The 22,801-nt window shown below is 63.9% G+C and carries 26 protein-coding genes; 15 read left to right on the top strand and 11 right to left on the bottom strand.

Annotation, left to right across the window (positions count from 1 at the left end):
- Positions 1-65: 65 nt before the first annotated feature.
- The gene (phaZ, locus tag IVA74_RS21285) at positions 66-1,289 is read right to left on the bottom strand and encodes a polyhydroxyalkanoate depolymerase (RefSeq protein ID WP_247347843.1); all 1,224 of its coding nucleotides are present in this window, start codon (positions 1,287-1,289) and stop codon (positions 66-68) included.
- Positions 1,290-1,449: 160 nt separating this feature from the next.
- On the opposite strand from phaZ, the gene IVA74_RS21280 reads away from it, so the two are divergent.
- Positions 1,450-2,106, top strand: a complete 657-nt coding sequence (locus tag IVA74_RS21280; RefSeq protein WP_247347842.1) for a glutathione S-transferase family protein — start codon at positions 1,450-1,452, stop codon at positions 2,104-2,106.
- Between the two features lie 289 nt (positions 2,107-2,395).
- Here the strand turns inward: IVA74_RS21280 and IVA74_RS21275 are convergent, their stop codons facing one another.
- Positions 2,396-2,620 (bottom strand): hypothetical protein, encoded by a 225-nt coding sequence (locus IVA74_RS21275; RefSeq protein WP_247347841.1) that lies wholly within the window; start codon positions 2,618-2,620, stop codon positions 2,396-2,398.
- A 185-nt stretch (positions 2,621-2,805) separates the two neighbouring features.
- On the opposite strand from IVA74_RS21275, the gene IVA74_RS21270 reads away from it, so the two are divergent.
- The 4 genes from IVA74_RS21270 (at position 2,806) to IVA74_RS21255 (ending at position 6,752) form a co-directional block, all read left to right on the top strand.
- Positions 2,806-3,159 (top strand): hypothetical protein, encoded by a 354-nt coding sequence (locus tag IVA74_RS21270; RefSeq protein ID WP_247347840.1) that lies wholly within the window; start codon positions 2,806-2,808, stop codon positions 3,157-3,159.
- Positions 3,160-3,364: 205 nt separating this feature from the next.
- Positions 3,365-4,291 (top strand): SMP-30/gluconolactonase/LRE family protein, encoded by a 927-nt coding sequence (locus tag IVA74_RS21265; protein ID WP_247347839.1) that lies wholly within the window; start codon positions 3,365-3,367, stop codon positions 4,289-4,291.
- Between the two features lie 203 nt (positions 4,292-4,494).
- Complete coding sequence (locus IVA74_RS21260) at positions 4,495-5,088, top strand: GNAT family protein (protein WP_247347838.1); 594 nt, start codon at positions 4,495-4,497, stop codon at positions 5,086-5,088.
- Positions 5,089-5,105: 17 nt separating this feature from the next.
- Complete coding sequence (locus tag IVA74_RS21255; RefSeq protein WP_247347837.1) at positions 5,106-6,752, top strand: GMC family oxidoreductase N-terminal domain-containing protein; 1,647 nt, start codon at positions 5,106-5,108, stop codon at positions 6,750-6,752.
- Positions 6,753-7,573: 821 nt separating this feature from the next.
- Here IVA74_RS21255 and IVA74_RS21250 read toward each other — a convergent pair.
- Both IVA74_RS21250 and IVA74_RS21245 read right to left on the bottom strand, forming a co-directional pair.
- Positions 7,574-8,416 (bottom strand): MoxR family ATPase, encoded by an 843-nt coding sequence (locus tag IVA74_RS21250; protein ID WP_247347836.1) that lies wholly within the window; start codon positions 8,414-8,416, stop codon positions 7,574-7,576.
- Positions 8,417-8,509: 93 nt separating this feature from the next.
- Positions 8,510-8,755, bottom strand: a complete 246-nt coding sequence (locus IVA74_RS21245; RefSeq protein WP_247347835.1) for a GlsB/YeaQ/YmgE family stress response membrane protein — start codon at positions 8,753-8,755, stop codon at positions 8,510-8,512.
- 123 nt (positions 8,756-8,878) lie between these two features.
- Here IVA74_RS21245 and IVA74_RS21240 point away from each other — a divergent pair, with 123 nt between their 5' ends.
- The 3 genes from IVA74_RS21240 (at position 8,879) to sseA (ending at position 11,577) form a co-directional block, all read left to right on the top strand.
- The gene (locus IVA74_RS21240; protein WP_247347834.1) at positions 8,879-10,054 is read left to right on the top strand and encodes a VWA domain-containing protein; all 1,176 of its coding nucleotides are present in this window, start codon (positions 8,879-8,881) and stop codon (positions 10,052-10,054) included.
- A gap of 38 nt (positions 10,055-10,092) precedes the next feature.
- Positions 10,093-10,506, top strand: a complete 414-nt coding sequence (locus IVA74_RS21235) for a rhodanese-like domain-containing protein (protein ID WP_247347833.1) — start codon at positions 10,093-10,095, stop codon at positions 10,504-10,506.
- A 213-nt stretch (positions 10,507-10,719) separates the two neighbouring features.
- On the top strand, positions 10,720-11,577 hold the full coding sequence (gene sseA / locus IVA74_RS21230) for a 3-mercaptopyruvate sulfurtransferase (protein WP_247347832.1): 858 nt from the start codon (positions 10,720-10,722) through the stop codon (positions 11,575-11,577).
- A gap of 2 nt (positions 11,578-11,579) precedes the next feature.
- Here sseA and IVA74_RS21225 read toward each other — a convergent pair whose 3' ends face one another.
- Complete coding sequence (locus IVA74_RS21225; RefSeq protein WP_247347831.1) at positions 11,580-12,425, bottom strand: hypothetical protein; 846 nt, start codon at positions 12,423-12,425, stop codon at positions 11,580-11,582.
- 321 nt (positions 12,426-12,746) lie between these two features.
- On the opposite strand from IVA74_RS21225, the gene IVA74_RS21220 reads away from it, so the two are divergent.
- Both IVA74_RS21220 and IVA74_RS21215 read left to right on the top strand, forming a co-directional pair.
- The gene (locus IVA74_RS21220) at positions 12,747-13,934 is read left to right on the top strand and encodes a L,D-transpeptidase (protein ID WP_247347830.1); all 1,188 of its coding nucleotides are present in this window, start codon (positions 12,747-12,749) and stop codon (positions 13,932-13,934) included.
- Positions 13,935-14,110: 176 nt separating this feature from the next.
- Entirely contained in the window at positions 14,111-15,079 is a 969-nt protein-coding gene (locus IVA74_RS21215; protein WP_247347829.1) for an NAD-dependent epimerase/dehydratase family protein, read from the top strand.
- Between the two features lie 4 nt (positions 15,080-15,083).
- On the opposite strand, the gene IVA74_RS21210 is transcribed toward IVA74_RS21215, so the two are convergent.
- Together IVA74_RS21210 and IVA74_RS21205 are read right to left on the bottom strand one after the other, a co-directional pair.
- Positions 15,084-16,046, bottom strand: coding sequence for a D-2-hydroxyacid dehydrogenase family protein (locus IVA74_RS21210; RefSeq protein WP_247347828.1), 963 nt, complete (start codon positions 16,044-16,046; stop codon positions 15,084-15,086).
- Between the two features lie 103 nt (positions 16,047-16,149).
- Complete coding sequence (locus tag IVA74_RS21205; protein ID WP_247347827.1) at positions 16,150-16,365, bottom strand: hypothetical protein; 216 nt, start codon at positions 16,363-16,365, stop codon at positions 16,150-16,152.
- Positions 16,366-16,598: 233 nt separating this feature from the next.
- On the opposite strand from IVA74_RS21205, the gene ettA reads away from it, so the two are divergent.
- Both ettA and IVA74_RS21195 read left to right on the top strand, forming a co-directional pair.
- Positions 16,599-18,248 (top strand): energy-dependent translational throttle protein EttA, encoded by a 1,650-nt coding sequence (gene ettA, locus IVA74_RS21200; protein ID WP_247347826.1) that lies wholly within the window; start codon positions 16,599-16,601, stop codon positions 18,246-18,248.
- Between the two features lie 7 nt (positions 18,249-18,255).
- Entirely contained in the window at positions 18,256-19,482 is a 1,227-nt protein-coding gene (locus tag IVA74_RS21195) for a lytic murein transglycosylase (RefSeq protein ID WP_247347825.1), read from the top strand.
- Between the two features lie 91 nt (positions 19,483-19,573).
- Here IVA74_RS21195 and IVA74_RS21190 read toward each other — a convergent pair whose 3' ends face one another.
- Positions 19,574-19,858: a hypothetical protein gene (locus IVA74_RS21190; RefSeq protein WP_247347824.1), complete on the bottom strand. Its 285-nt coding sequence runs from the start codon at positions 19,856-19,858 to the stop codon at positions 19,574-19,576.
- Positions 19,859-20,069: 211 nt separating this feature from the next.
- Positions 20,070-20,405 carry a hypothetical protein gene (locus IVA74_RS21185; RefSeq protein ID WP_247347823.1) on the bottom strand — a complete coding sequence of 112 codons (336 nt, stop codon included), beginning with the start codon at positions 20,403-20,405 and terminating at the stop codon, positions 20,070-20,072.
- 73 nt (positions 20,406-20,478) lie between these two features.
- Between IVA74_RS21185 and IVA74_RS21180 the strand changes: the two genes are divergently transcribed.
- From IVA74_RS21180 to bfr, 3 genes are all read left to right on the top strand, one after another.
- Complete coding sequence (locus IVA74_RS21180; protein ID WP_247347822.1) at positions 20,479-20,622, top strand: hypothetical protein; 144 nt, start codon at positions 20,479-20,481, stop codon at positions 20,620-20,622.
- 121 nt (positions 20,623-20,743) lie between these two features.
- On the top strand, positions 20,744-21,016 hold the full coding sequence (locus IVA74_RS21175) for a (2Fe-2S)-binding protein (protein WP_247347821.1): 273 nt from the start codon (positions 20,744-20,746) through the stop codon (positions 21,014-21,016).
- 132 nt (positions 21,017-21,148) lie between these two features.
- Positions 21,149-21,637 (top strand): bacterioferritin, encoded by a 489-nt coding sequence (bfr, locus tag IVA74_RS21170; RefSeq protein ID WP_247347820.1) that lies wholly within the window; start codon positions 21,149-21,151, stop codon positions 21,635-21,637.
- A gap of 86 nt (positions 21,638-21,723) precedes the next feature.
- Here the strand turns inward: bfr and IVA74_RS21165 are convergent, their stop codons facing one another.
- Both IVA74_RS21165 and IVA74_RS21160 read right to left on the bottom strand, forming a co-directional pair.
- Positions 21,724-22,326 carry an MSMEG_1061 family FMN-dependent PPOX-type flavoprotein gene (locus tag IVA74_RS21165; RefSeq protein WP_247347819.1) on the bottom strand — a complete coding sequence of 201 codons (603 nt, stop codon included), beginning with the start codon at positions 22,324-22,326 and terminating at the stop codon, positions 21,724-21,726.
- 80 nt (positions 22,327-22,406) lie between these two features.
- Positions 22,407-22,751, bottom strand: a complete 345-nt coding sequence (locus IVA74_RS21160) for a hypothetical protein (RefSeq protein WP_247347818.1) — start codon at positions 22,749-22,751, stop codon at positions 22,407-22,409.
- Between the last annotated feature and the right edge of the window lie 50 nt (positions 22,752-22,801).

Below are 22,801 nucleotides of genomic sequence, written 5' to 3'. Positions count from 1 at the left end.
GCGCCGGCGTCTTTCCCAATGCCGCGCTGCTTTGTCCGATCCTGCTGAAGGAATTTGGTGCGCCTTCAGGAATTCACGTGCACGAAATCCCGCAGCAGCGGATAGATCTCGTTGTTCCACCGCTTGCCCGAGAACACGCCGTAATGGCCGACGCCGGCCTGCATGTGGTGGACGCGGCGATAGGCGCGCACGCCGGTGCAGAGGTCTTGCGCCGCGAGTGTCTGGCCGATCGAGCAGATATCGTCCTTCTCGCCCTCGACCGTCATCAGCCCCATCCGGCTGACGGCCTTGGTGTTCACCGGACGTCCCCGATGCATCAGCTTGCCCTGCGGCAGCAGATGTTCCTGGAATACGTCGCGCACGGTCTCGATGTAGAACTCGGCGGGCAGGTCCATCACTGCGAAATATTCGTCGTAGAAGCTCTTGATGCTGGCCGCCTTGTCCTTCTCGCCCTTGGCGATGTGGTTGGCCAGGTCCATGTGCTGCTTGATGTGGCGCTCGAGATTCATCGAGACGAAGGCGGTGAGCTGCACGAAGCCGGGATAGACTTTCCGAAGCGCGCCGCGGCACTGCATCGGCACGTAGTTGATCAGGTTCTGCTCGAACCATTCGATCGGCTTGCTCTTGGCGAACTCGTTGACCCTGGTCGGCTGGATGCGTGTGTCGATCGGCCCCGCCATCAGTGTCAGCGTCGCCGGCCGCGAGGGATGGTTGCCCTCGCACATGATCGCGGCGGCCGCGAGCGCCGAGACCGAGGGCTGGCAGATCGCCACCATATGCGGGCGCGGGCCGAGCTGGCCGAGGAAATCGACAAGGTGATCGGTGTAGTCGTCGAGCCCGAAGCGACCCTCGCTGCGTGAAATGTCGCGTGGATTGTGCCAATCGGTGATGTAGACGTCGTGGTCCTGAAGCAGCGTCTTCACGGTACCGCGCAGCAGCGTCGCGAAATGGCCGGACATCGGCGCCACCAGCAGCATGCGCGGCTGCTCGGGCGCGCCATCCTTCTTGAAGTGGAGCAGCGAGCCGAACGGCGTCGCGTAGGCGACCTCCTCGGTGATGCCGACATCGCGGTTGCCCACCATGACGCTGTCGATGCCGTAAGCGGGGCGGTGATAGGTGAGGGTGGAGCGCGAGATCAGCTCCAGCGCGGCCGACAGTCGGCCGACGACCTGATCCGACAAGCCCTGCGGCACCAGATTGAGGAATTGGAGTGCGGACGAAGCGCCCGACCGCCACGGCGCCGTCAGGTCCATATGGTTCTGAAAGGCCTGATAATACATCGACATCATACTGAAACGCCCACCTGTCCCGTGCTGCTATGCAATATCGAAGCCAAACCGGAGATGGGCCGACCTCCAGATTGGCACGTCGCTTGCTGCTTTATTTGCGGGAAGCGAGCATTCCCCGCAGGCTGGGCGGGTGCAGGTCAAAGGCGTGAGGGAAGGCCATATGGCGAAGGCGAAACTGACCATCAGCAGCAAGAACTACTCGTCCTGGTCGCTGCGTGGCTGGCTGCTGACGAAATTTTCCGGGCTCGATTTCGAGGAGATCGCCACCGCGCCCGACGACGCGTCGGCACGCGCGGAGATCCTGCTGCTGTCGTCATCGATCCTGGTGCCGTGCCTGCGGCACGACGGCGCCGTGGTCTGGGACACGCTGGCGATCGCCGAATATCTCAACGAGGCGATGCCGGATGCCAGCCTGCTACCGGCTGACAGCGTCCAGCGCGCAAATTGCCGCTCGATCTGCGGCGAAATCCACTCCGGCTTCACCACGCTGCGCGCCTCGCTGCCGGTGAATCTGAAGGGACATTTCCCCGGCTTCAAGGTCTGGTCGCGCGCGCAGGCCGACATCGATCGCGTCTGGGCGATCTGGCGCGACTGCCTGGAGAAATCGGGCGGCCCCTTCCTGTTCGGCGAGAAGCGCACCATGGCGGATGCGATGTACGCCCCGGTGGTGACGCGCTTCGTCACCTATGACGTCAAGCTCGAACCGCTTTTGAAAGCCTATGCCGATACCATCCTGGCCATGCCCGAGATGAGGGAATGGATCGCAGCGGCAAGGGACGAGCCGGCCGAGATCGAGGAGCTCGAGGTCGAATATTAGGCAGGCCTGATGCCGCCCTGCCTGTTTTGGGGGCGCGGCCTGAACCGCCGCACCCGGCAGTCATGGCATTGAAGTCATTGATGCCGTTAACTTTTGGCGTCCGTGGCCGGCTCGGGCCTGCTCACGCGCTGCACAGATATTGTATACGCGTGCGAACCGGTTGCGACATCTAGCCGTGAACAGGCGCGTACAGCGCCCCACGGCTGATTCGGACGTGATTCGTTCGGGCCGCGTTCCGAAGGTTAAGCCGGGACGCGACCCCGTCGCATTTTGAGACAGAATTCGATGCTCAGGCCACGCCCGAGTGCTTCAAGCGCGGCACGCGCCAGCCGATGACGGTTGCTTCGACCGCGACGCCGGCGGTGTGGTTCTGCCAGCGTCCCTCGACATAGCGGCAAGCGAACGGCAGTTGATACGTCCCGCTATGGTCCTCGCACAGCACTTCGACTGCAAGGCCAGGCGGCGGTTCTCCGGAGCCGTCGAATTCTGCAAGTCGTCTGTCGCGCGTTGCCATTCCAAAAATCTCCCCTAAACAAAGCCGCGGAAGAAGTGCCCATTTCCCCCCGCCTGCAGATCATCGCTCCCCGTCCGAGGGAACAGCTGCAAGCTCAACGCGAGAATGCGGTGCGAGTGTGGTAGCCTCATGCGGCGGCGCGCAAAAAGCGCACATTGCCGTGATTGATTTGACGAGGAACCAGCATGCATCTTCGAAGTGCCGGCGTCTGTTTCGCGATGTTACTGCTCGCCGCGCTGGCGAATGCGCCGGTCCGCGCGCAGGACGTGCCCGGCATCGAGATCTGCACCGTCGAGAAGATCATGGAGCGCCGTACCAGCTGCCTCCAGAGCAACGTCGACTTTCTCCAGAAGACGATCACCAGGCTAAACCTCGATCACCAGCAGAAGCTGGACGCCGCCGCTCGCCAGATCGATGCGTTGAAGACGACGGTTGCCGGCTTGCAGAAGACGTTCGGCGATCTCCAGGCCGCGCAGGCGAAGATCGCGGAGGATGTGAAGAAGAAGCAGGACGCGCCGCCTGCGAAGGATGCGAAGTGATCCGTCCGTGTCCCGGACGCGTCGCGGCGTGTAGCGCTGCGACGCAGAGCCGGGACCATGAAGCAGTAGCGCGCAACGCTGGCATACCATCCGGCTTGCTTGGCAAGCCGCGGTGACTTTGTCATAACCGCAGGCAAATCTTGCGTGTGGGGCCCGTGCCGGACATCCCGTGCAAGTCATAACAAGCCATCGGGAGGGTCCCCACATGTCCAACGTCCGCGTTCTCGCCACCGACCTCGAATTTCCCGAAGGGCCGGTCGTGATGCCGGACGGCTCGGTGGTGCTGGTGGAGATCCGCGGTCAGCGCCTGACCCGCGTTTATCCCGACGGCCGCAAGGAGATCGTCGCGAAGATTCCGGGTGGCCCGAACGGCGCGGCGCTCGGCCCCGACGGCAAGGTCTACATCTGCAACAATGGCGGCTTCTCCTGGATCCCGACCCGCAACATGATCATGCCCGGCCCGCAGCCGGACGATTATCTCGGCGGCTCGATCCAGCGCGTCGATCTCCAATCGGGCAAGATCGAAACCGTCGTCACCAAGTGCGGCGAGCACGATCTGCGCGGTCCGAACGATCTGGTGTTCGACAAGCACGGCGGCCTCTGGTTCTCCGATCTCGGCAAGCGCCGCGCGCGCGAGATGGACGTCGGCGGCATGTATTATCTCAAGCCCGGTATGAAGGAGATCGTCGAAATCGTTCATGGCGTATTGCCGGCCAACGGCATCGGCCTGTCGCCGGACGAGAACACCGTCTACATCGCGGAGACGCCGACGGGCCGGCTCTGGGCCTACGAGCTCTCCGCGCCCGGCACGCTGAAGCCGCGCGACGTGATCTATCGCGGCGAGCGCGGAAAACCGATCTGCGGCCTCGGCGGCTACCAGATGTTCGACTCGCTGGCGGTCGAAGCGAACGGCAATGTCTGCGTCGCCACCCTCGTCTCCGGCTGCATCTCGGTGATCGCGCCCGATGGCACCTTGGTCGAGCAGGTGCCGACCGGCGACCGCGTCACCACCAACATCGCCTTCGGCGGCCCCGAGCTGAAGACCGCCTACATCACCCTCTCGGGCAAGGGCGAGCTGATCGCCATGGACTGGCCGCGCGGCGGTTTGCCGTTGAATTTCTTGAACAAGTGAGCCAAGCCGTCATTGCGAGCGAAGCGAAGCAATCAAGTAGACCCTCACCCTGAGGAGCGCGCCCTTAGCGCGCGTCTCGAAGGGCGAGGTCACCAGCGGGGCCTTCATCCTTCGAGACGCGCGAAGACGCGCTCCTCAGGACGAGGAGCAGGCACTCTGGATTGCTTCGCTTCGCTCGCAACGACAACAGAGAGAGACCTGCAATGCCCTGGCCTGATCCCATCACCCTGCGCGGACAGCATGCCCGACTCGAGCCGCTGTCGCATCAGCACCGCGAGGGGCTGATCGAGGCCGTGAAGGATGGCGAGCTCTCCACCATCTGGTACACCGCGATTCCGACGCCGGACAACATGGGCAAGGAAATCGACCGCCGGCTCGGTCTTCAGGCCACGGGCTCGATGCTCCCCTTCACCGTGTTCGATGGCAGCGGCAAGATCGTGGGCATGACGACCTACATGAACATCGATGCCGCCAACCGCCGCGTCGAGATCGGCTCGACCTGGTATGGCAAGAGCGCGCAGCGCGGCCCGCTCAACACGCAGTGCAAGCTGCTGCTGCTCACCCACGCCTTCGAAACCCTGGACTGCATCGCGGTGGAATTCCGCACGCATTTCTTCAATCACCAGAGCCGCGGCGCCATCGAACGTCTGGGCGCTAAGCAGGACGGCATCCTGCGCAGCCACCAGGTCGCGCCCAACGGCACGCTGCGCGACACCGTCGTCTACAGCATCACAGCGGCCGAATGGCCGACGGTGCGGACGCATTTGAATTATCAACTCAACGACAAGCCGCGCTGAGCGGCGGCCGAGGCACCATGGATAGATTTGACTACGTGATCATCGGCGCGGGCTCGGCGGGTTGCGTGCTCACCAGCCGGCTGAGCGAAGATCCGAACGTGAGCGTCTGCGTGCTGGAGGCCGGACCCAGCGACTGGCATCCCTACATCCATCTGCCGGCGGGCTTCATCAAGACCTTCCACATGAAGAGCATCAACTGGGCCTACCAGCAGGAGGTCGGGCCCTGGACCGGCGGGCGCAGCATCTATGCGCCGCGCGGCAAGACGCTCGGCGGTTCGTCCTCGATCAACGGCCACATCTACAACCGCGGCCAGCGCATGGATTTCGACACCTGGGCGCAGATGGGCAATCGCGGCTGGGGCTATGCCGATGTGCTGCCTTACTTCCGGCGGCTGGAGAAGCGGGTCGGCGAGGGCGAGGACATTTACCGCGGCCGCGACGGCAATCTCACCGTCACCACGATGAACTGGCGCGATCCGCTCTGCGAAGCCTTCATGGAAGGCGCGGTCTCGCTCGGCATCCCCCGCAACCCCGATTACAACGGCAAGACCCAGGAAGGCGTCTCCTATTGTCAGCGCACCATCGACAAGGGCTTGCGCGTCTCCGGCTCGACCGCGTTTCTCAAGCCCGCGATGAAGCGGCCGAACGTGCATGTCCACACCCACGCGCACGCGACCGAGATCATCTTCGAGGGCAAGCGCGCCGTCGGCGTGCGCTACATGAAGGGCGGCTCAGGCGGCACGCCGGTGGAGGTGCGCGCCAACAAGGAAGTGATCCTCTCCGGCGGCACCTATAATTCGCCGCAGCTCTTGCAGCTCTCCGGCATCGGCTCGCCCGACCTGTTGCAGACCCACGGCATCCAGGTGCGTCACGCGCTGCCGGTCGGCGAGGGCCTGCAGGATCATTATGCGCCGCGCACTGTGGCGCGTGTCAAAAACATCAGGACCATCAACGAGCTTCGCCGCGGCTTCTCGCTGTGGATCGAGGCGCTGAAATGGGCGACCGCGCGCAAAGGCCTGCTCTCGCTGTCGCCGACCATGGTCTATTGCTTCTGGCATTCCGGCGAGAGCGCCGACTCGTCCGACCTTCAGCTCACCTTCACGCCGGCGAGCTACAAGGAAGGCGTGCAGGGCCAGCTCGAGAACGAGCCCGGCATGACGGTGGCCTCCTGGCAGCAGCGCCCCGAGAGCCGCGGCTATGTCCGCATCCGCTCCAGCGATCCCTTTGCGCCGCCGATCATCCAGACCAATTATCTCGACGCCGAGCTCGACCGCCGCGTGATCGTCGGCGGCATGAAGCTCGCGCGCAGGCTTTTGAAGTCCGCGCCGCTGTCGCCCTATTACGCCTACGAGGATTTCCCCGGCCCTGACATCAACACCGACGACGAGTTCCTGGCCGCCGCCACCGAACGCGGCACTACCACCTTCCATCCCGGCTGCACCTGCCGCATGGGCCCGGCCGATTCGACCTGGGCGGTGGTCGACGACCAGCTCCGCGTTCACGGCCTCGAAGGCCTCCGCGTGATCGATGCCTCCGTGATGCCGCGCATGATCTCGGCGAACCTGAATGCGTCGACCATGATGATCGCCGACCGCGCGTCGGATTTGATCCGCGGCAAGCAGCCGATGGAAGCCGCGCGCGTGCCGGATGCGGCGGTGGCGTAGGGCATCTTCGTAGGATGGGTAGAGCGCAGCGAAACCCATCGCCTCCATCACCGCGGGAAAAGTTTGATGGGTTTCGCTGCGCTCTACCCATCCTACGCGTGCCCGACGGGCAAAACACCATGCACTACGTCAATCCCTTTGCGCGAAAACATTCCACTTTACCGAAATTCGGAATTGCGGCATAAATCGAAACAGCCCGGCCCGACGAAGAGGGGCGGTTCGCGAGTCGTTCGAAACGCGGGCCGGGTTGCGGTGGACGCGGCAGCGTCGTGTACGAGAGGTCAAGGGCAGGGCGGATTGCTCTCCGTGAGCCCGAGGCTTCGTGTGGACGAGCGACGCTGTGTGCGTACGGCAAAACCGTGTGGTCCTGGCCGTCGTTGCTACGGTCAAGCCTTTGCGGATGCGGCATTCGCGTCAACCGGCGCGGTGTCCGCGACTTTCGTGAAGACGAGGGAGGCCAACAGGAACTCGGCTCCCGGGAGAGCACGGCATAAGCCGTAAAGCCACTGCGCAGGGAAGGCCGAGTGATTGGCTACACCTGTATGCCGCTGTGCGGTTTCCTTGCGCTACATCTTCGCACAGCGGACCGTGGGTGCCAGCCGGCACCCGGTCTTCCCTGCGCCCTTTTTGATGAGGGCGATGGAGAGAGCATAGCTCGGGCGAAATGCGCCGCGAGGATGCGGGCGTGTGTCTGCGCGCGTGAGACGAGGTGCGGAGAGCGTAGGATGGGTAGAGCGCAGCGAAACCCATCGCCTCCGTCACTACGGGAAAAGCTTGATGGGTTTCGCTGCGCTCTACCCATCCTACAGTTTGTCTTTGTCCTACACTTCCCTTCGGCTCAAGAACGCCAGCCGCTCGAACAGATGCACGTCCTGCTCGTTCTTGAGCAGCGCGCCGTGCAGCGGCGGGATCAGCTTGCGCGGGTCGCGCTCGCGCAACTGCTCGACGCTCATGTCTTCGTTCAGCAGCAGCTTGAGCCAGTCGAGCAGCTCCGAGGTCGACGGCTTCTTCTTCAGGCCGGGCACTTCGCGGACCTCGAAGAAGATGCGCAGGGCTTCCTCGACCAGGCGCTTCTTGATGCCGGGGAAGTGGACGTCGACGATCCGGGTCATGGTGTCGGCGTCGGGGAACTTGATGTAGTGGAAGAAGCAGCGGCGCAGGAAGGCGTCCGGCAGCTCCTTCTCGTTGTTGGAGGTGATCATCATGATCGGGCGCTGCTTGGCCTTAATCGTCTCGCCGGTCTCGTAGACATGGAATTCCATGCGGTCGAGCTCGAGCAGGAGGTCGTTCGGGAATTCGATGTCGGCCTTGTCGATCTCGTCGATCAGGAGCACGGGGCGCTGCTCGGCGGTGAAGGCGTCCCACAGCTTGCCACGCTTAATGTAGTTCTTGATGTCGGACACCTTGCTATCACCGAGCTGGCTGTCGCGCAGGCGCGACACCGCGTCGTACTCGTAGAGGCCCTGCTGCGCCTTGGTGGTGGACTTGATGTGCCAGGTGAGCAACGGCGCGTTCAGCGCCTTCGCCACTTCCTCGGCCAAAACGGTTTTCCCGGTGCCGGGCTCGCCCTTGATGAGCAGCGGGCGCTCCAGCACGATCGAGGCATTGACCGCGACCTTGAGATCGTCGGTCGCAATATAGTCCTTGGTGCCGGTAAATTTCATCGCGCGTCCTTGTTGGTCGTCGTCCCAGGCGTTGCCCTGGTCGCGACATGGGAACGGCCGCGCGTGGCGGCCGTTCCTGGTTCGGTCAGGCTTTCAGACCCGTTTTATCAGCGAAAGGATGACGAGCACAATCACCGCGCCGATCGTGGCATCCATGATGGCGCCGACCGCGCCCGTTGCGAGCTGGATGTGCAGCTGAGGCAGAATCCAGCTCGCCACGAGCGCGCCGATGATGCCGACGACGATGTTGCCGATCAGCCCAAATCCCGCCCCATGGACAATCTTGCCGGCAAGCCAGCCGGCGATTGCGCCAATGACGAGCGCTGCGAGAATTCCCATTGCAAACGTCCCCAAAACAACCCCGTGAGGCCGCCAATTCTAGAGCAAAAAGCCTCGCGGTCCAGCGCAGAGCGGTGGCCTCCGCCCCTTGACGTTCGCCCCCCGACGGGCAATCTGTCACCCATGTTCCTGCAATTCTTCACTTCTCTGCGCGATGCGCAGGTCCCCGTGACGCTGCGCGAATACCTCACGCTGGTGGAGGCGCTCGACGCTGACCTCGCGGATTACTCGGTCGAGAATTTCTACTATCTGTCGCGCACCTCGCTGGTGAAGGACGAGCGCAATCTCGACAAGTTCGACCGCGTCTTCGGCACGGTGTTCAAGGGGCTGGAAAGCCTGCTCGATGCCATGGAAGGCGCCGAGATCCCCGAGGAGTGGTTGAAGAAGCTCGCCGAGAAATACCTGACGGACGAAGAGAAGAAGCAGATCGAGGCCATGGGCTGGGACAAGCTCATGGAGACCCTGAAGAAGCGCCTCGAGGAGCAGAAGGGCCGTCATCAGGGCGGCTCGAAGTGGATCGGCACCGCCGGCACCTCGCCGTTCGGCGCCCATGGTTACAATCCCGAAGGCGTTCGCATCGGCCAGGAGAAGAACCGCAACAACCGCGCCGTGAAGGTGTGGGACAAACGCGAGTTCAGGGATCTCGACGGCAACGTCGAGCTCGGCATTCGCAACATCAAGGTGGCGCTGCGCCGTCTGCGCAAGTTCGCGCGCACCGGCGCGCCCGACGAGCTCGATCTCGACACCACTATCCGCGAGACCGCCAATCACGGCTATCTCGACGTCCACATGCGGCCCGAGCGGCGCAACGCGGTGAAGCTGCTGGTGTTCTTCGACATCGGCGGCTCGATGGACGCGCATATCGAGCAGGTCGAGGAGCTGTTCTCGGCGGCGAAGAGCGAGTTCAAGCACATGGAGTATTTCTACTTCCACAACTGCCTCTATGAAGGCGTGTGGAAGCAGAACAAGCGCCGCTTCACCGACCGCACGCCGACCTGGGACGTGCTGCACAAATATCCGCACGACTACAAGATCGTGTTCGTCGGCGACGCCTCGATGTCGCCTTACGAGATCATGGTGCCAGGCGGCTCGGTCGAGCATGTCAACGAGGAGCCCGGCTCGGTCTGGCTCGACCGCATCATCCATACCTATCCGCATTCGGTATGGCTGAACCCGGTACAGCAGAAGCACTGGGACTATTCGGAATCCACCACGATCATCAAACGCATCTTCGCCAACCGCATGTACCCGATCACGATCGAGGGGCTCGAGGGTGCGATGAAGGAATTGACGCATTAGCTCGCGCTCCACGGAATGACAACAAGAGGGAGAACCACATGCCCCAGACCATCACCCGCGGCATCAAGGCGCTGATCGACGAGGCCAATGCGGAGATCGAGACGCTCAACGCCAAGGATGCCATCGAGATCTCCAAAAACGGCGACGTCGTCATCGTCGACATCCGCGATCCCCGCGAGATCGAGCGTGACGGCCGCATCCCCGGCGCGTTCGCCTGCACCCGCGGCATGCTCGAATTCTGGATCGATCCGCAGAGCCCGTACGCCAAGCCGGTGTTCCAGGAGGACAAGAAGTTCGTATTCCACTGCGCCGGCGGGCTGCGCTCCGCGCTCGCCGCAAAGACCGCGCAGGACATGGGCCTGAAGCCCGTCGCCCACATCGCCGGCGGCTACGCCGCCTGGCGGGATGCCGGCGGGCCGGTGGAGCAGTGGGAGCCGAAGAAGAAGGGGTGAGGAGTGAGGGGTGTTGCGCTGTTGCTCCAATCTCCGGCGTCATTCCCCGCGAAAGCGGGGAATCCAGTACGCCGCGGCCTCTCCGCTCAATCACAACCGCCTCTGGAATACTGGATCGCCCGGTCGAGCCGGGCGATGACAGTGGAGTTTGACGCGCACTGCTTCAACTTCGCCAGTGCTGCGCACGCTCCGGAATGACAAGGAAGAAATCGCATGACCACCCCCACCGATCCTCTCGTCTCCACCGAATGGCTCGCCACCCACATCAACGATGCCGGCGTCAAGGTGATCGACGCCAGCTTCAAGCTGCCGGGCGTGCTGCCATTGCCGAAGGACGATTATCTCGCAGCCCATCTGCCGGGCGCGGTGTTCTTCGACGTCGATGCGGTCTCGGACCATTCCAACCCGCTGCCGCACATGTATCCGAGCGCCGAGCAGTTCGGCCGCGACGTCGGCAATCTCGGCATCTCCAATGCCGACACCATCGTGATCTACGATGCCGGCGGCTGGGTCGCCGCGCCGCGCGCGTGGTGGATGTTCCTGGCTTTCGGCCACAACGATGTGCGTATCCTCAATGGCGGCCTGAAGAAGTGGCGCGCCGAGGGACGTGCGACCGAGACCGGCGAAGTGAAGCCGAAGCCTGCGACGTTCAAGGCGAGCTATGATTCAAAACGCGTGCGCAGCATGCAGCAACTGGTCGCCAACGTCGAAAGCCGTGCCGAGCAGGTGATCGACGCGCGCGCCGCCGACCGTTTCGAGGGCCGGGCGCCCGAGCCGCGCGCGGGCATCCGCTCCGGTCACATCCCCGGCGCACGCAACGTGCCTTACAATCAGCTGTTCGACGCCGCGACCGGCACGATGAAGCCGCTCGACGATCTCCGCGCCGCCTTCGCGAACGCCGGCGTCAAGCTCGATGCGCCGATCGTGACGAGCTGCGGCTCGGGCGTCTCTGCCGGCGTGCTGACGCTGGCGCTCTATCGCCTCGGCATCACCGACACCGCACTCTACGACGGCTCATGGTCGGAATGGGGCCAGGAAAAAGGCCCGCCGATCGCGACCGGGCCGGCGTAACCTTACGGACGCGCGCGCGCGGTCGTCGCGGCGAAGGCCGGTTGCGGCTGCCCGAACGGATCGAGTTGCTGAACCGGCGGCGGCGGACGCCGGACAATGTGGCGGCGCTTCTTCACCCGATGCGCCCGCGGCTTGGTTGCCTTGCTCTCCGGCGAGCTGCTGTCGGCCTTAGCGTCGCCCTTGGCTTTCGCCGGCGGATCCTTCCAGGCCGTGGTCGCCGGGTCGTTCAACGCGGCGAACTTCGCGCTCGCCATGTCGAACGTGGACGAAGCCGAGGCTCCGCTGGCGGCGGCAGGTGTTGGTTTGCTCGCGAGAGCGATCGGAACGGGCTTGGCCGCGGCGATGGATGTGGTGGCGTCGGCCGGAGTAAGCGTGTTGCTCGAGGCCGGCGCCGCGGCGTCCGTCGTCGTCTCGGCCTTGGTCTCGGCCATGGTCTCGGCATTGGCCGGTTCGGCGGGGACGTCAGCCGGAGGTGCAACGATCTGCGGCTGAGATTCGGTCTCGGTCGTCAGCGCGATCTGCTCGGGCTCGCTCGCCGGCAATCCGATCGTCGGCACCCGGTCGCGCAGCGACGGCGTGGGCTCGACCGCCTCCGGCTCGGCGCGCAGTACCGCGAGCACCGGCTGGGCCGGCTCGGGAGCTTGCGCAAACACCTTCTCCTGCGGGCCGTTCCGCCAGGAGGGGTTGCTGACATACTGCTCGTGGGTCGCCCGCAGCAGCGCGGCGGCGCCTAGGCCGAACACCAGGATGGAGGCTGACAGCAGGATCGCGGCAAACAGGAAGCGAAAGCCGGGAAGCATCGAGGGATTGCGAATTTCCGCCCCGGCGGCGAATTGGCCAGGGCCCATGAGCCATCTGAACGCGGTGACGGTACTGCTTGCCGCGTTCGCCACGCGGGGATCGAAGCTCAAAGCGGAGGCGAATCAGGCTGATTCGAACATACCGCAACGATTCCGGGTCGTTCCGTAAAAAACGGAGCCGGCGACTCCGGTGATCTCAAGCGTGCGTTGATTTTCATCCCATGATGCAACGAGGCAACGGTAGTTTTGCGGATCACAAATCGGCAAATCAGGCACGAATCAACCTGTAATGTCTTGAATGTGCCGCTATCTTCCGTCATCTGGCCGTTAACGGTCCGGACGGGGCCCGGGGACTATACAAGAGCGATGATGATCAAACATATTCTGACGATATGCGCTGCCGCGACAGTCGCTGCGGCGGGAACCTCGCTCGCACAGGCTCAGAGCTATCCGGTCCAGCAGGCGCCGAGCTATGGCGCGCCGGCCGAATATCGGCCCGGCGACCGCGCACCGAATTTCGACGCGCTGGACGATGAAGACGACGCGATGCCGCAGGCGGCGCTACCGCCGCCCGGCCCGGACCCGCGCTACGGCAGTCCGGCCGGCGCTCCCCCGGTTTATTCGGCGGCCCCGCCGCAGGGTCCGGTGATGTCGCCGGATGATCCCCGTTATGGTCGTCCCGCGGGCGCGCCCGTCTACTCGGCCGCGCCGCCGCAGGGTCCCGTGACGTCGCCCGACGACCCCCGCTACGGCCGCCCCGCCGGGCCGCCCGCGGTGATCTATGCGGATCGTCCGGCTCAGGCGCCCGGCAGTGACGGCTTGCGTCCGCCCGAGGCGGTCGGTGGTCCCGCCGCGACCGGAACGGTCCAGGCCGGGCAGCCGCCTGTTGGCGCCGATGGCCGGCCGATGGCGATCGCCTCGCTGCCGCCCGAGGAGCAGCCCGACGCCGCTCCAGCGCAGTTGCCGCAGAACCTGCGTCGCCAGGAGGTTTCGCTGGCGACCAAGGAGCCGGCCGGAACGCTCATCGTCGATACCCCGAATACCTACCTCTACTATGTGCTCGGCAACGGCCGTGCGGTCCGTTACGGCGTCCGCGTCGGCCGCGACGGTTTCACCTGGACCGGCGTGCAGAAGATCACCCGCAAGGCCGAATGGCCGGATTGGCATCCGCCGACGGAAATGATCGAGCGCCAGCCCTATTTGCCGCGCTTCATGGCTGGCGGTCCCGGCAATCCGCTCGGCGCCCGCGCGATGTATCTCGGTTCGACCGTCTACCGCATCCACGGCACCAACCAGCCCTCGACGATCGGCAAGTTCGTGTCCTCCGGCTGCATCGGCATGCTGAACGAGGACGTCTCCGACCTGTTCGATCGCGTCAAGGTCGGCACCCGTGTGGTCGTGATGCCGGGTGGTCCGCCGCCGGGAACTGCGACCGCATCCGCCGCGCCCGTGCCCGGTGCTGCCGGGCCCGCGCCGATGGCCGCGCAGGCCGGTCCGGTCCCGGGCACCCAGCCGACCGTGGTGCCGCCGCTACCCGCACCAGTCACCGTGCGCTGAACCGGCCTCGCAAGAATTGATCTGATTACGGCGCGTGAATTTCGGTCACGCGCCGTAATCATTTGACGCATGCGCGCATCTCTCGCTTGCGCATGCCTTGCTTGCGCATGCCTTCCTTGAACGGCTCAGCACCTCGATTACGTCCGGGAGGATTGCAACGAATTGAGGAGCACAGGATGCGCATCTTTGTTGCGGGGGCGACCGGCGCGGTCGGTCGCTATCTTGTTCCATTGCTAGTCGCGGCAGGTCATTCCGTGATTGGCACGACACGGAATGCGGCAAAAGCAGATTTTGTGCGTCGATTGGGTACGGAGCCGGTCGTCGCCGACGGCCTCGATGCCGACAGCATGCGCGCTGCGGTGATCGCGGCGAAGCCCGACGCCGTCATCCACCAGATGACAGATCTCGCGGCCGCCACGGACCTCCGGCACTTCGATCGGGCTTTCGCGCGAACCAACGAGCTCCGCACCCGCGGAACCGACATTCTTCTCAACGCCGCACGCGAGGCCGGCGCCAAGCGCTTCATCGCGCAAAGCTTCTGCGGCTGGACCTTCAGTCGCGCCGGGGGAACGGTGAAGACCGAGATCGATGAACTCGACCCGCATCCCCCGCAAGAGCTGCGACGCACCCTTGAGGCAATCCGGTATCTGGAGCGAAGCGTCACCGCTTCAACGAAGCCGGGGGGCATCGTGCTGCGCTATGGATTCTTCTATGGACCTGGCACCGGCACGCTCTCGCCGGCGATGATCGACCAGCTGCGCCACCGGCGTGTGCCGGTGATCGGCGATGGCGGCGGGACGTGGTCGTTCATTCACACCGAAGATGCCGCCTCTGCCACGCTGGCCGCGGTTGAACGCGGACGCGTTGGCGGCATCTACAACATCGTCGACGATCATCCGGCGCAGGTGAGGGATTGGTTGCCCGCGCTGGCCGAGCTGCTTGGTGCCAAGCCGCCGCGTCACATTCCCGCCTGGCTCGGGCGCCTGCTTGCGGGCGAGCATATGGTTGCGATGATGACAGAGGTGCGCGGAGCATCCAACGGCAGGGCAAAGCGCGAGCTCGGCTGGCTGCTGGCGCATGCCTCCTGGCGCGACGGCTTTGCCGATGCGGCAAGGCAGCCCACCAGCCACCGCGCGGCAGCCTGAGGCTTCAGGCCAGCTTCCGCGGCAGCTCACCGCCCTTGGTGAAGGCGTCAATCGCGTCGACCATCTGGCCGTAATGGATGCGCAAGCCGTCCTCTGTGGCGTAGCCGAGATGCGGCGTCAGCACGAGATTGTCGAGCTTGCGGAACGGATGGTCCGTCGGCAGCGGCTCGACCGAAAACACGTCGATGCCGGCGCCTGCAATCCGCTTCTGCTGCAACGCCTCGAGCAGCGCCTGCTCGTCCACGATCGGCCCGCGCGCGGTGTTGACGAGGAAGGCTGTCGGCTTCATTCGCGCAAGATCGGCAGCTCCGACCAGCCCGCGCGAACGCTCGCTCAGTACAACATGGATGGTGATGATATCGGCCTTGGCGAACAGCTCTTCCTTGGTGGCATAGCCGACGCCGGCGTCCTTGCACTTCTCCGGCGTCAGGTTCGGGCTCCAGGCGATCACGTTCATGCCGAACGCTTTCGCGATACCCGCCATCTTGCTGCCGAGCTTGCCGAGCCCGATGACGCCGAGCGTCAGCCCCTCGATCTCGACGCCGGCAAAGGTCTGCCAGGGCTCGCCCGCATGCATGCGCGCGTTCTCGCGGCCGATGCCGCGGGTCAGTTCCAGGATCAGGCCCATGGTCAAGGGCGCGGTCGGATCGCGCGAATATTGCGTGCCGCCGATCGTAACGCCACCCGCCTTCGCGGCCTCCATGTCGATCGAGGCGTTGCGCATGCCTGATGTCAGCAGCAGCTTCAGCTTCGGCAAGCTCTCGAACAAGCTCTTCGGAAACGCCGTGCGCTCGCGCATGGCGCAGACGATCTCGAAATCGGCGAGCGCGCTGGCCGCAGCCTGTTCGGAAGCGAAGGGATGGCTGAAGACGGTGACGTCGACGCGGTCGGACAGCCTTTGCCAGTCGGCGACATCGAGGGAGAGGTTGAAATAGTCGTCGAGAATTGCACAGCGCAACCGCGTCATCAGCGTTCATCCATGGGTGAGGTGGAACCGGGCCATGGTTGCGCGCAATCACGACCGTGCGCAAGCCGTTCGCGTCTTCAAAAATCCGATAGGTGATTAAGGCTCAGAGCTCGGGGGGCTTGAGCCGGAACGGCGCATTCATGCCGTGTTTGGCCCGCCAGGCGGGGCCGGGGCCGCGCATGTAATGCAGTTCGGGCCGGTAGGGGTTGAAAGCGGTGGCGAAGAAACGTTTCCAGAAGCCCTTGATCTCCGAGACGAACACGGACGCGTTCCCGGAGTCTACCGGAACGGGAAGAGAATTGGTCTCGATCACGGCCATGACGCTGTCTCGCTGTGCTCCCGTTCATTTCTGAGCGGGTGGCGCTGTTTCCGCGCGAAACCGAGCTTTGGCCTGATTTATTAAAAGATGGTTTCAATTGTCCGGATCCAGGTCCGGATGGTGTCCGACCCGTATTGATCCGTGGTGAACGGAGGGAAAACATTGCCCTTTGAGGGCGGGATCGCTACATCGGCGGCAAGCAAATTTCCTCAAATCGAAGGTTTTCGGGACCGATGGCGCGCCAGTTCATCTACTTTATGCAGGGCCTGACCAAGAGCTACCCGACCCGCAAGGTGCTCGATAACATCCATTTGTCGTTCTACCCGGACGCCAAGATCGGCGTCCTCGGTGTCAACGGCTCGGGCAAGTCGACGCTGCTCAAGATCATGGCCGGCCTCGACAAGGAGTACAACGGCGAGGCCTGGGTCGCCCAGGGCGCCCGCGTCGGCTATCTCGAACAGGAGCCGCATCTCGATCCGACACTCAGCGTGCGCGAGAACGTCATGCTGGGCGTCGCCAAGCAGAAGGCCATCCTCGATCGCTACAATGAGCTGGCGATGAATTATTCCGAGGAGACCGCGGACGAGATGACCAAGCTGCAGGACGAGATCGAGGCTCAGGGCCTCTGGGATCTCGACAGCAAGGTCGACCAGGCCATGGACGCGCTGCGCTGCCCGCCCGACGATGCCGAGGTCTCGAAACTCTCCGGCGGCGAGCGCCGCCGCGTCGCGCTGTGCAAGCTGCTGCTCGACCAGCCCGAACTCCTGCTGCTCGACGAACCGACCAACCATCTCGACGCAGAATCCGTGTCGTGGCTGGAAGGGCATTTGCGCAACTATCCCGGCGCGATCCTGATCGTCACCCATGATCGCTACTTCCTCGACAACGTCACGAGTTGGATCCTCGAGCTCGATCGCGGCAAGGGCATCCCCTACGAGGGCAATTACTCGTCCTGGCTGCAGCAGAAGCAGAAGCGGCTCGAGCAGGAGGGCCGCGAGGACGCTGCTCATCAGAAGACGCTGGCCCGCGAGCAGGAATGGATCGCGTCCTCGCCGAAAGCCCGCCAGGCCAAATCCAAGGCGCGCTATCAGCGCTATGACGAACTGCTGAAACAGGCGAGCGAAAAGCAGACCCAGACCGCGCAGATCACGATTCCAGTGGCCGAGCGACTCGGTCAGAACGTGGTCGACTTCGAAGGGCTCAGCAAAGGTTTCGGCGATCGCATGCTGATCGACGATCTCACTTTCAAGCTGCCGCCCGGCGGTATCGTCGGCGTGATCGGCGCCAACGGCGCCGGCAAGACTACGCTGTTCAGGATGATCACCAAGCAGGAAGAGCCGGACAAGGGCACCATCACGGTCGGCGAGAGCGTTCATCTCGGTTACGTCGACCAGTCCCGCGACGCGCTCGATGGCAGCAAGAACGTGTGGGAGGAGATCTCCGGCGGCAATGAACTGATCCTGCTCGGCAAGAGGGAAGTCAATTCACGCGGTTATTGCTCTTCGTTTAACTTCAAGGGCGCCGATCAGCAGAAGAAGGTCGGCGCGCTCTCAGGCGGTGAACGCAACCGCGTGCATCTTGCGAAAATGCTGAAATCCGGCTCGAACGTGCTGCTGCTCGACGAACCGACCAATGATCTCGACGTCGACACGCTGCGCGCGCTCGAAGAAGCCCTGGAGGATTTCGCCGGCTGCGCCGTCATCATCAGCCATGATCGCTGGTTCCTCGACCGCATCGCGACCCACATCCTGGCCTTCGAAGGCGACAGTCACGTCGAATGGTTCGAGGGCAACTTCCAGGATTACGAAAAGGACAAGATGCGCCGGCTCGGCCAGGACAGCATCATCCCGCATCGCGTGAAGTACAAGAAGCTGACGCGGTGATTTCGGTATGATGCGGCGGGCGCTCATAGCTGCGGTGATCACCATCACCTGTAGCCTGCCGCCCGCCCGCGCCGCCGACGCCGCCTTCACGCAGTTCATCGCCTCGCTCTGGCCGGAAGCGCAGGCCGCCGGCGTGTCGCGCGCGACGTTCGAGCGAGAGACGCGCGGGCTCGAGCCTGACTACAAGCTGCCCGATCTGATCCTGCCGGGACGGCCCGCAACGGGGGCGCCGTCGCAGGCCGAGTTCGTGCAGGTGCCGGGCGACTACGTCAGGGAAGCCTCGATCGCGCGGCTCGCGGGCGAGGGGCAGCTTCTGCTGCAAAAATATCGGCCGGCGCTGACCGAGATCGAGAAAAACTCCGGCGTGCCCGCCACCGTCATGCTGGCGATCTGGGGCCGCGAGACCGACTATGGCCGCTACACGCTGCCTTACGATCTCGTGCGCGTGCTGGCGACGCAGGCCTATGTCGGCCGCCGCAAGGACACCTATCGCAACGAGTTCATCCTCTCGCTGAAAATCCTCGGCGACGGCGTTGTGACACGCAAGGACATGCGCTCGTCCTGGGCCGGCGCCACGGGCCTCACGCAATTCCTGCCGTCCGAATATTACAAGCACGGCGTCCATTTCGACCGTGACGGCCGCATCGACATCTGGCACTCGGTGCCGGATGCGCTCGCATCCGCCGCGCAGCAGCTTGTCAACAAGGGTTGGCAGAGCGGCGTGCGCTGGGCTTACGAAGTGCAGGCGCCTGCCAAGGTCGATTGCACCAGCGGTGTGCCCGAGATGACGAAGCCGATCGGCCAGTGGCTGCGCGAAGGCTTTGTGCCGGTGCGGGGACAAAAGCTCAGTGCCGCCGAGCAGACACAGCCGGCCTCGCTGCTGCAACCGGAAGGCATCTACGGCCCGTCCTTCCTGACCACGAAGAACTACTTCGTCATCAAGGAATACAATTTCTCCGATCTCTACGTGCTGTTCGTCGGCCATCTCAGCGACCGCATGACGAGCCCGCAGCCGTTCGCGACGCCGTGGTCGGCCTCGAAGCAATTGCGTACCAAGGACGTCGAGACCATGCAGCGCGGGCTGACGCGCGTCGGGCTCTACAAGGACAAGATCGACGGCAAGGCCGGCATGCAGACGCGCGCCGCGCTTGGTGCCTATCAAAAGTCCGCAGGCCTCAAGGTCGATTGCTGGCCGAGCGAAGAGGTGCTGCGCTCGATCGAGGCGGCGCGATAGCGGGTCTCGGTCCTCTGGCTCAAAGAAAAAGCCCGGCCGAGATGCTCGGCCGGGCTTTGATCGCGGCGCTTATGAGCGCCATGCGATCAGATCAGTAGCAAACGCGAACCGGGCGGACGGCCCAGCCGTAGCCGTCCCAATAACGCTGACGCTGCCAGTAGCAGGGCGGGGGCGGCGGGCCGGGCTCGGCCACGTATACCGGACCGCCATAGGCCGGACGGCTCGACGCGATGGCGCCGCCGACGATGGCGCCGCCGATCAGGCCGGCTGCGATGCCGACGCCGACGCCTTCACGGGCCTGGGCCGACGGAGTGGCAGTCACCAGCGAACCGGCGATCGTCGCAACCGCGAGGGCGGCAACTAAAGTCTTCTTCATGCTCTTGGCTCTCCTGAGAGATGGACGCACCTTGTTAGGAGCGTCCGGGGTTCAAAGGTTCACGCAGACTCTGATGGAATTGGCCTTGCAGCTAGGAAGCGCGCAAATGGTCAATCCGCGGTAAACGCACACGGAGCTGTGACGAGAAAAAGCGGTCTTTTTCAGGCCCCGAGATGAACGGCGCATCCGGAATGAAACGGCTTGGCGCGACTCAGCCACAGACTCTGACGCGGCGGGCGCGCCACGCATAACCGTCCCAGAAGCGCTGCTTCTGCCAGACGCAGCCGTTGCCGTAATAGTCGTCGGCGACATAGCCAGGACCCGGCGCGTAATAGCGGGGCGGGTAGTAACCGGGGCCGTAGCCCGGACCATATCCGTAACCCGGGCCAGGTCCGTAATTATACGGGGAGGCCAATGCGCCCCCAACAATGGCGCCGCCGATGATTCCGGCCGCCACGCCCGCAGCAACGCCGCGCTGCGCATGGGCGGGTGTACCGGCGGTAAGGGCCACAGCGGTGGCAGCGATGGCCAGGAGCGACTTCTTCATTGGCTTGGACCTTTCGAACAAACACGCGGGAACTCTTTGAGGGGCAAGGTTCCATACTTCGTTTGAATGATCAATGAACGGCACCCTCGCCAGGGGCGACGGGATTGCGAAGGCGAAGGCGAAGGCGGAGGCGGAGGCGGAGGCGGAGGCGATGGTGGTGGGGGCGGGGGCGACTAGGTCCGTCGCGAAATTGATCCAGCGCAACACCCCATTTTAGAGTCGCTCTAGGCTGCTTCCGCGCCAGTTTGGAATAGCTTCAAATACCGCTTTTTCCTTTTGCATCCGGACGGCCTCTTAAATATCGATGATGGCGCATCACCGAAGGGCCTGCCGCTTCCATGATCGTTTGTTCCTGTAACGTGCTAAGCGATGACGACATCCGCGCCGCCGTCGCCGAGTCCGACGACGCCATGCGCCATGCCAAGCAGGTTTATGGGTGTCTCGGCTGTAGCGCCGAATGCGGCCGCTGCGCGCGGACGATCAAGACCATCATCGACGAAGCGCTCGGCCCGTGTGCCAAGTCCTGCTGCTCCGGCTGCCCCCACAACCACACCGTGGCCGCCAACGACGAGACGGCCGGGCCCGCCCAGTTTGCCCTCGCGGCCTGCTGAAAACTTCCGCAACCTCGGCTGAGCTTTATCCCGGCTGCGTCCCCGTAGCCGGTTGCCCCCGTCCTTAAACTCATTTAGAAGCATTCTAAATTCGGTGCAGAGCCGATTTGGACGCAAGATCTGGAGTGCATCATGCAGGGCGACGCAAAAGTTATCGACTATCTCAACAAGGCACTGCGTCACGAACTGACTGCGATCAACCAGTACTGGCTCCACTATCGCTTCCTCGACAATTGGGGGCTGCGGGACATGGCCAAGGTCTGGCGCAAGGAGTCCATCGAGGAGATGGAGCACGCCGACAAGCTCACCGAGCGCATCCTGTTCTTCGACGGCTTTCCGAACATGCAGGTGCTCGATCCCTTGCGCATCGGCCAGAACGTCAAGGAGATCATCGATTGCGATCTCGCCGCCGAGATGAGCGCGCGCGCGCTCTATCAGGAAGCGGCAACCTATTGCCACAGCGTCAAGGACTACGTCACGCGTGACCTGTTCGAGAAGCTGATGAGCGACGAGGAGCACCACATCGACTTCCTCGAGACCCAGCTAGATTTGATCGGCCGCATCGGCCTCGAACTCTACACCCAGAAGCACGTCGGCGGGCTCGAGGGCGAGGGGCATTAGTCTGGCGCGTTAGCGCTGCCACAAGGTTTCGTGTCGGCCTGGTTCGCAATTGCGCACCAGGCCGGGGCGACAGTTTAGGACGCCAACTACAACTGCGTCTTGTAGAGCTCTTCCACGATCTCCTGACTCTGCGGCTCACCAAGGCCGGTCTGCTCATGGACCACCTCGACGATGCTCGGCATCACCGAGCGCGGCACCTTCTCGGATGACCACAGCTTCGAGCGCATCAGTGCCTTGCCGCAGTGGAAATAGACTTCGCTGACGGCGACGTTCAGCACCGCGCGCGGCGGCTTGCCGAATTCCACCATCGAGGCGAGCAGGTCCGGATCGGCGGACAGTGTGCCGCGGCCGCCGACGCGCAGCGTCTCGTCGATGCCGGGGACGAAGAACAACAGATGCACGAAGCCCGAGCCCTCGACGACGTTCCGAAAACTGTCGATGCGGTTGTTGCCGGAACGATCAGGCATCAGCAGCTGGTTGGGGCCGGCGACGTGGACGAAGCCAACGCCGCCGCCGCGTGGTGAGGCATCGACGCTGCCGTCCACGCCCGATGTCGCGAGCACGCAGAACGGCGACATCTCGATGAATTTCTTCGCGTGCGTATCGATCGCGGGGCGCGCTTTCGCGATCACGCGCGGGCTCGGCTGGGCATAGATGGTGGCAAGGTCTTCGGCGCAAAGATCGGTCAACGGCGTGCCTCCGCTTCAGCTTCGCGTCAAACTATCTGATTGGACCATTTCCAGCCAATGAAATTCGGGTCTGCCGTCTGCTACACCGCATCCGCCGGCACGAAGCAGCTGATGATGATGGCGCCGCGGTGGTGGACGTACCACACCACGGCCTGGCCGACCGGATTGCCGCGGTCGCGGATGATGGCGCGCTCGGGCACCTGCATCCATTGTCCCTCGATCGGCACCCAATAGGCGCCGCTGCGCACATCGTACTCCGTGCGATGGCCGTCGGAGACGTCGCAGCAGGGCACGCCGTTCGGTGCGATCACACTCTTGAACCAGGCGCGGACGTCGGGCGGGACGTGATCATATTGCCCGTTGTCGAACGCGAACGCGGCGCTCGTCAGCACCGCCAGCCAAACGCACAGTACGAGCCTGTGCATGCGATCCTCCTCATCGCGTGTCGTGCCATTGGCGCGCGATTGTCCCGCGC

It is taken from the genome of Bradyrhizobium sp. 132 (assembly GCF_023074185.1).
GTDB lineage: Bacteria > Pseudomonadota > Alphaproteobacteria > Rhizobiales > Xanthobacteraceae > Bradyrhizobium.
Note: the sequence above shows the minus strand (reverse complement) of the source record. Positions and strands in the feature narration are given on the sequence as shown.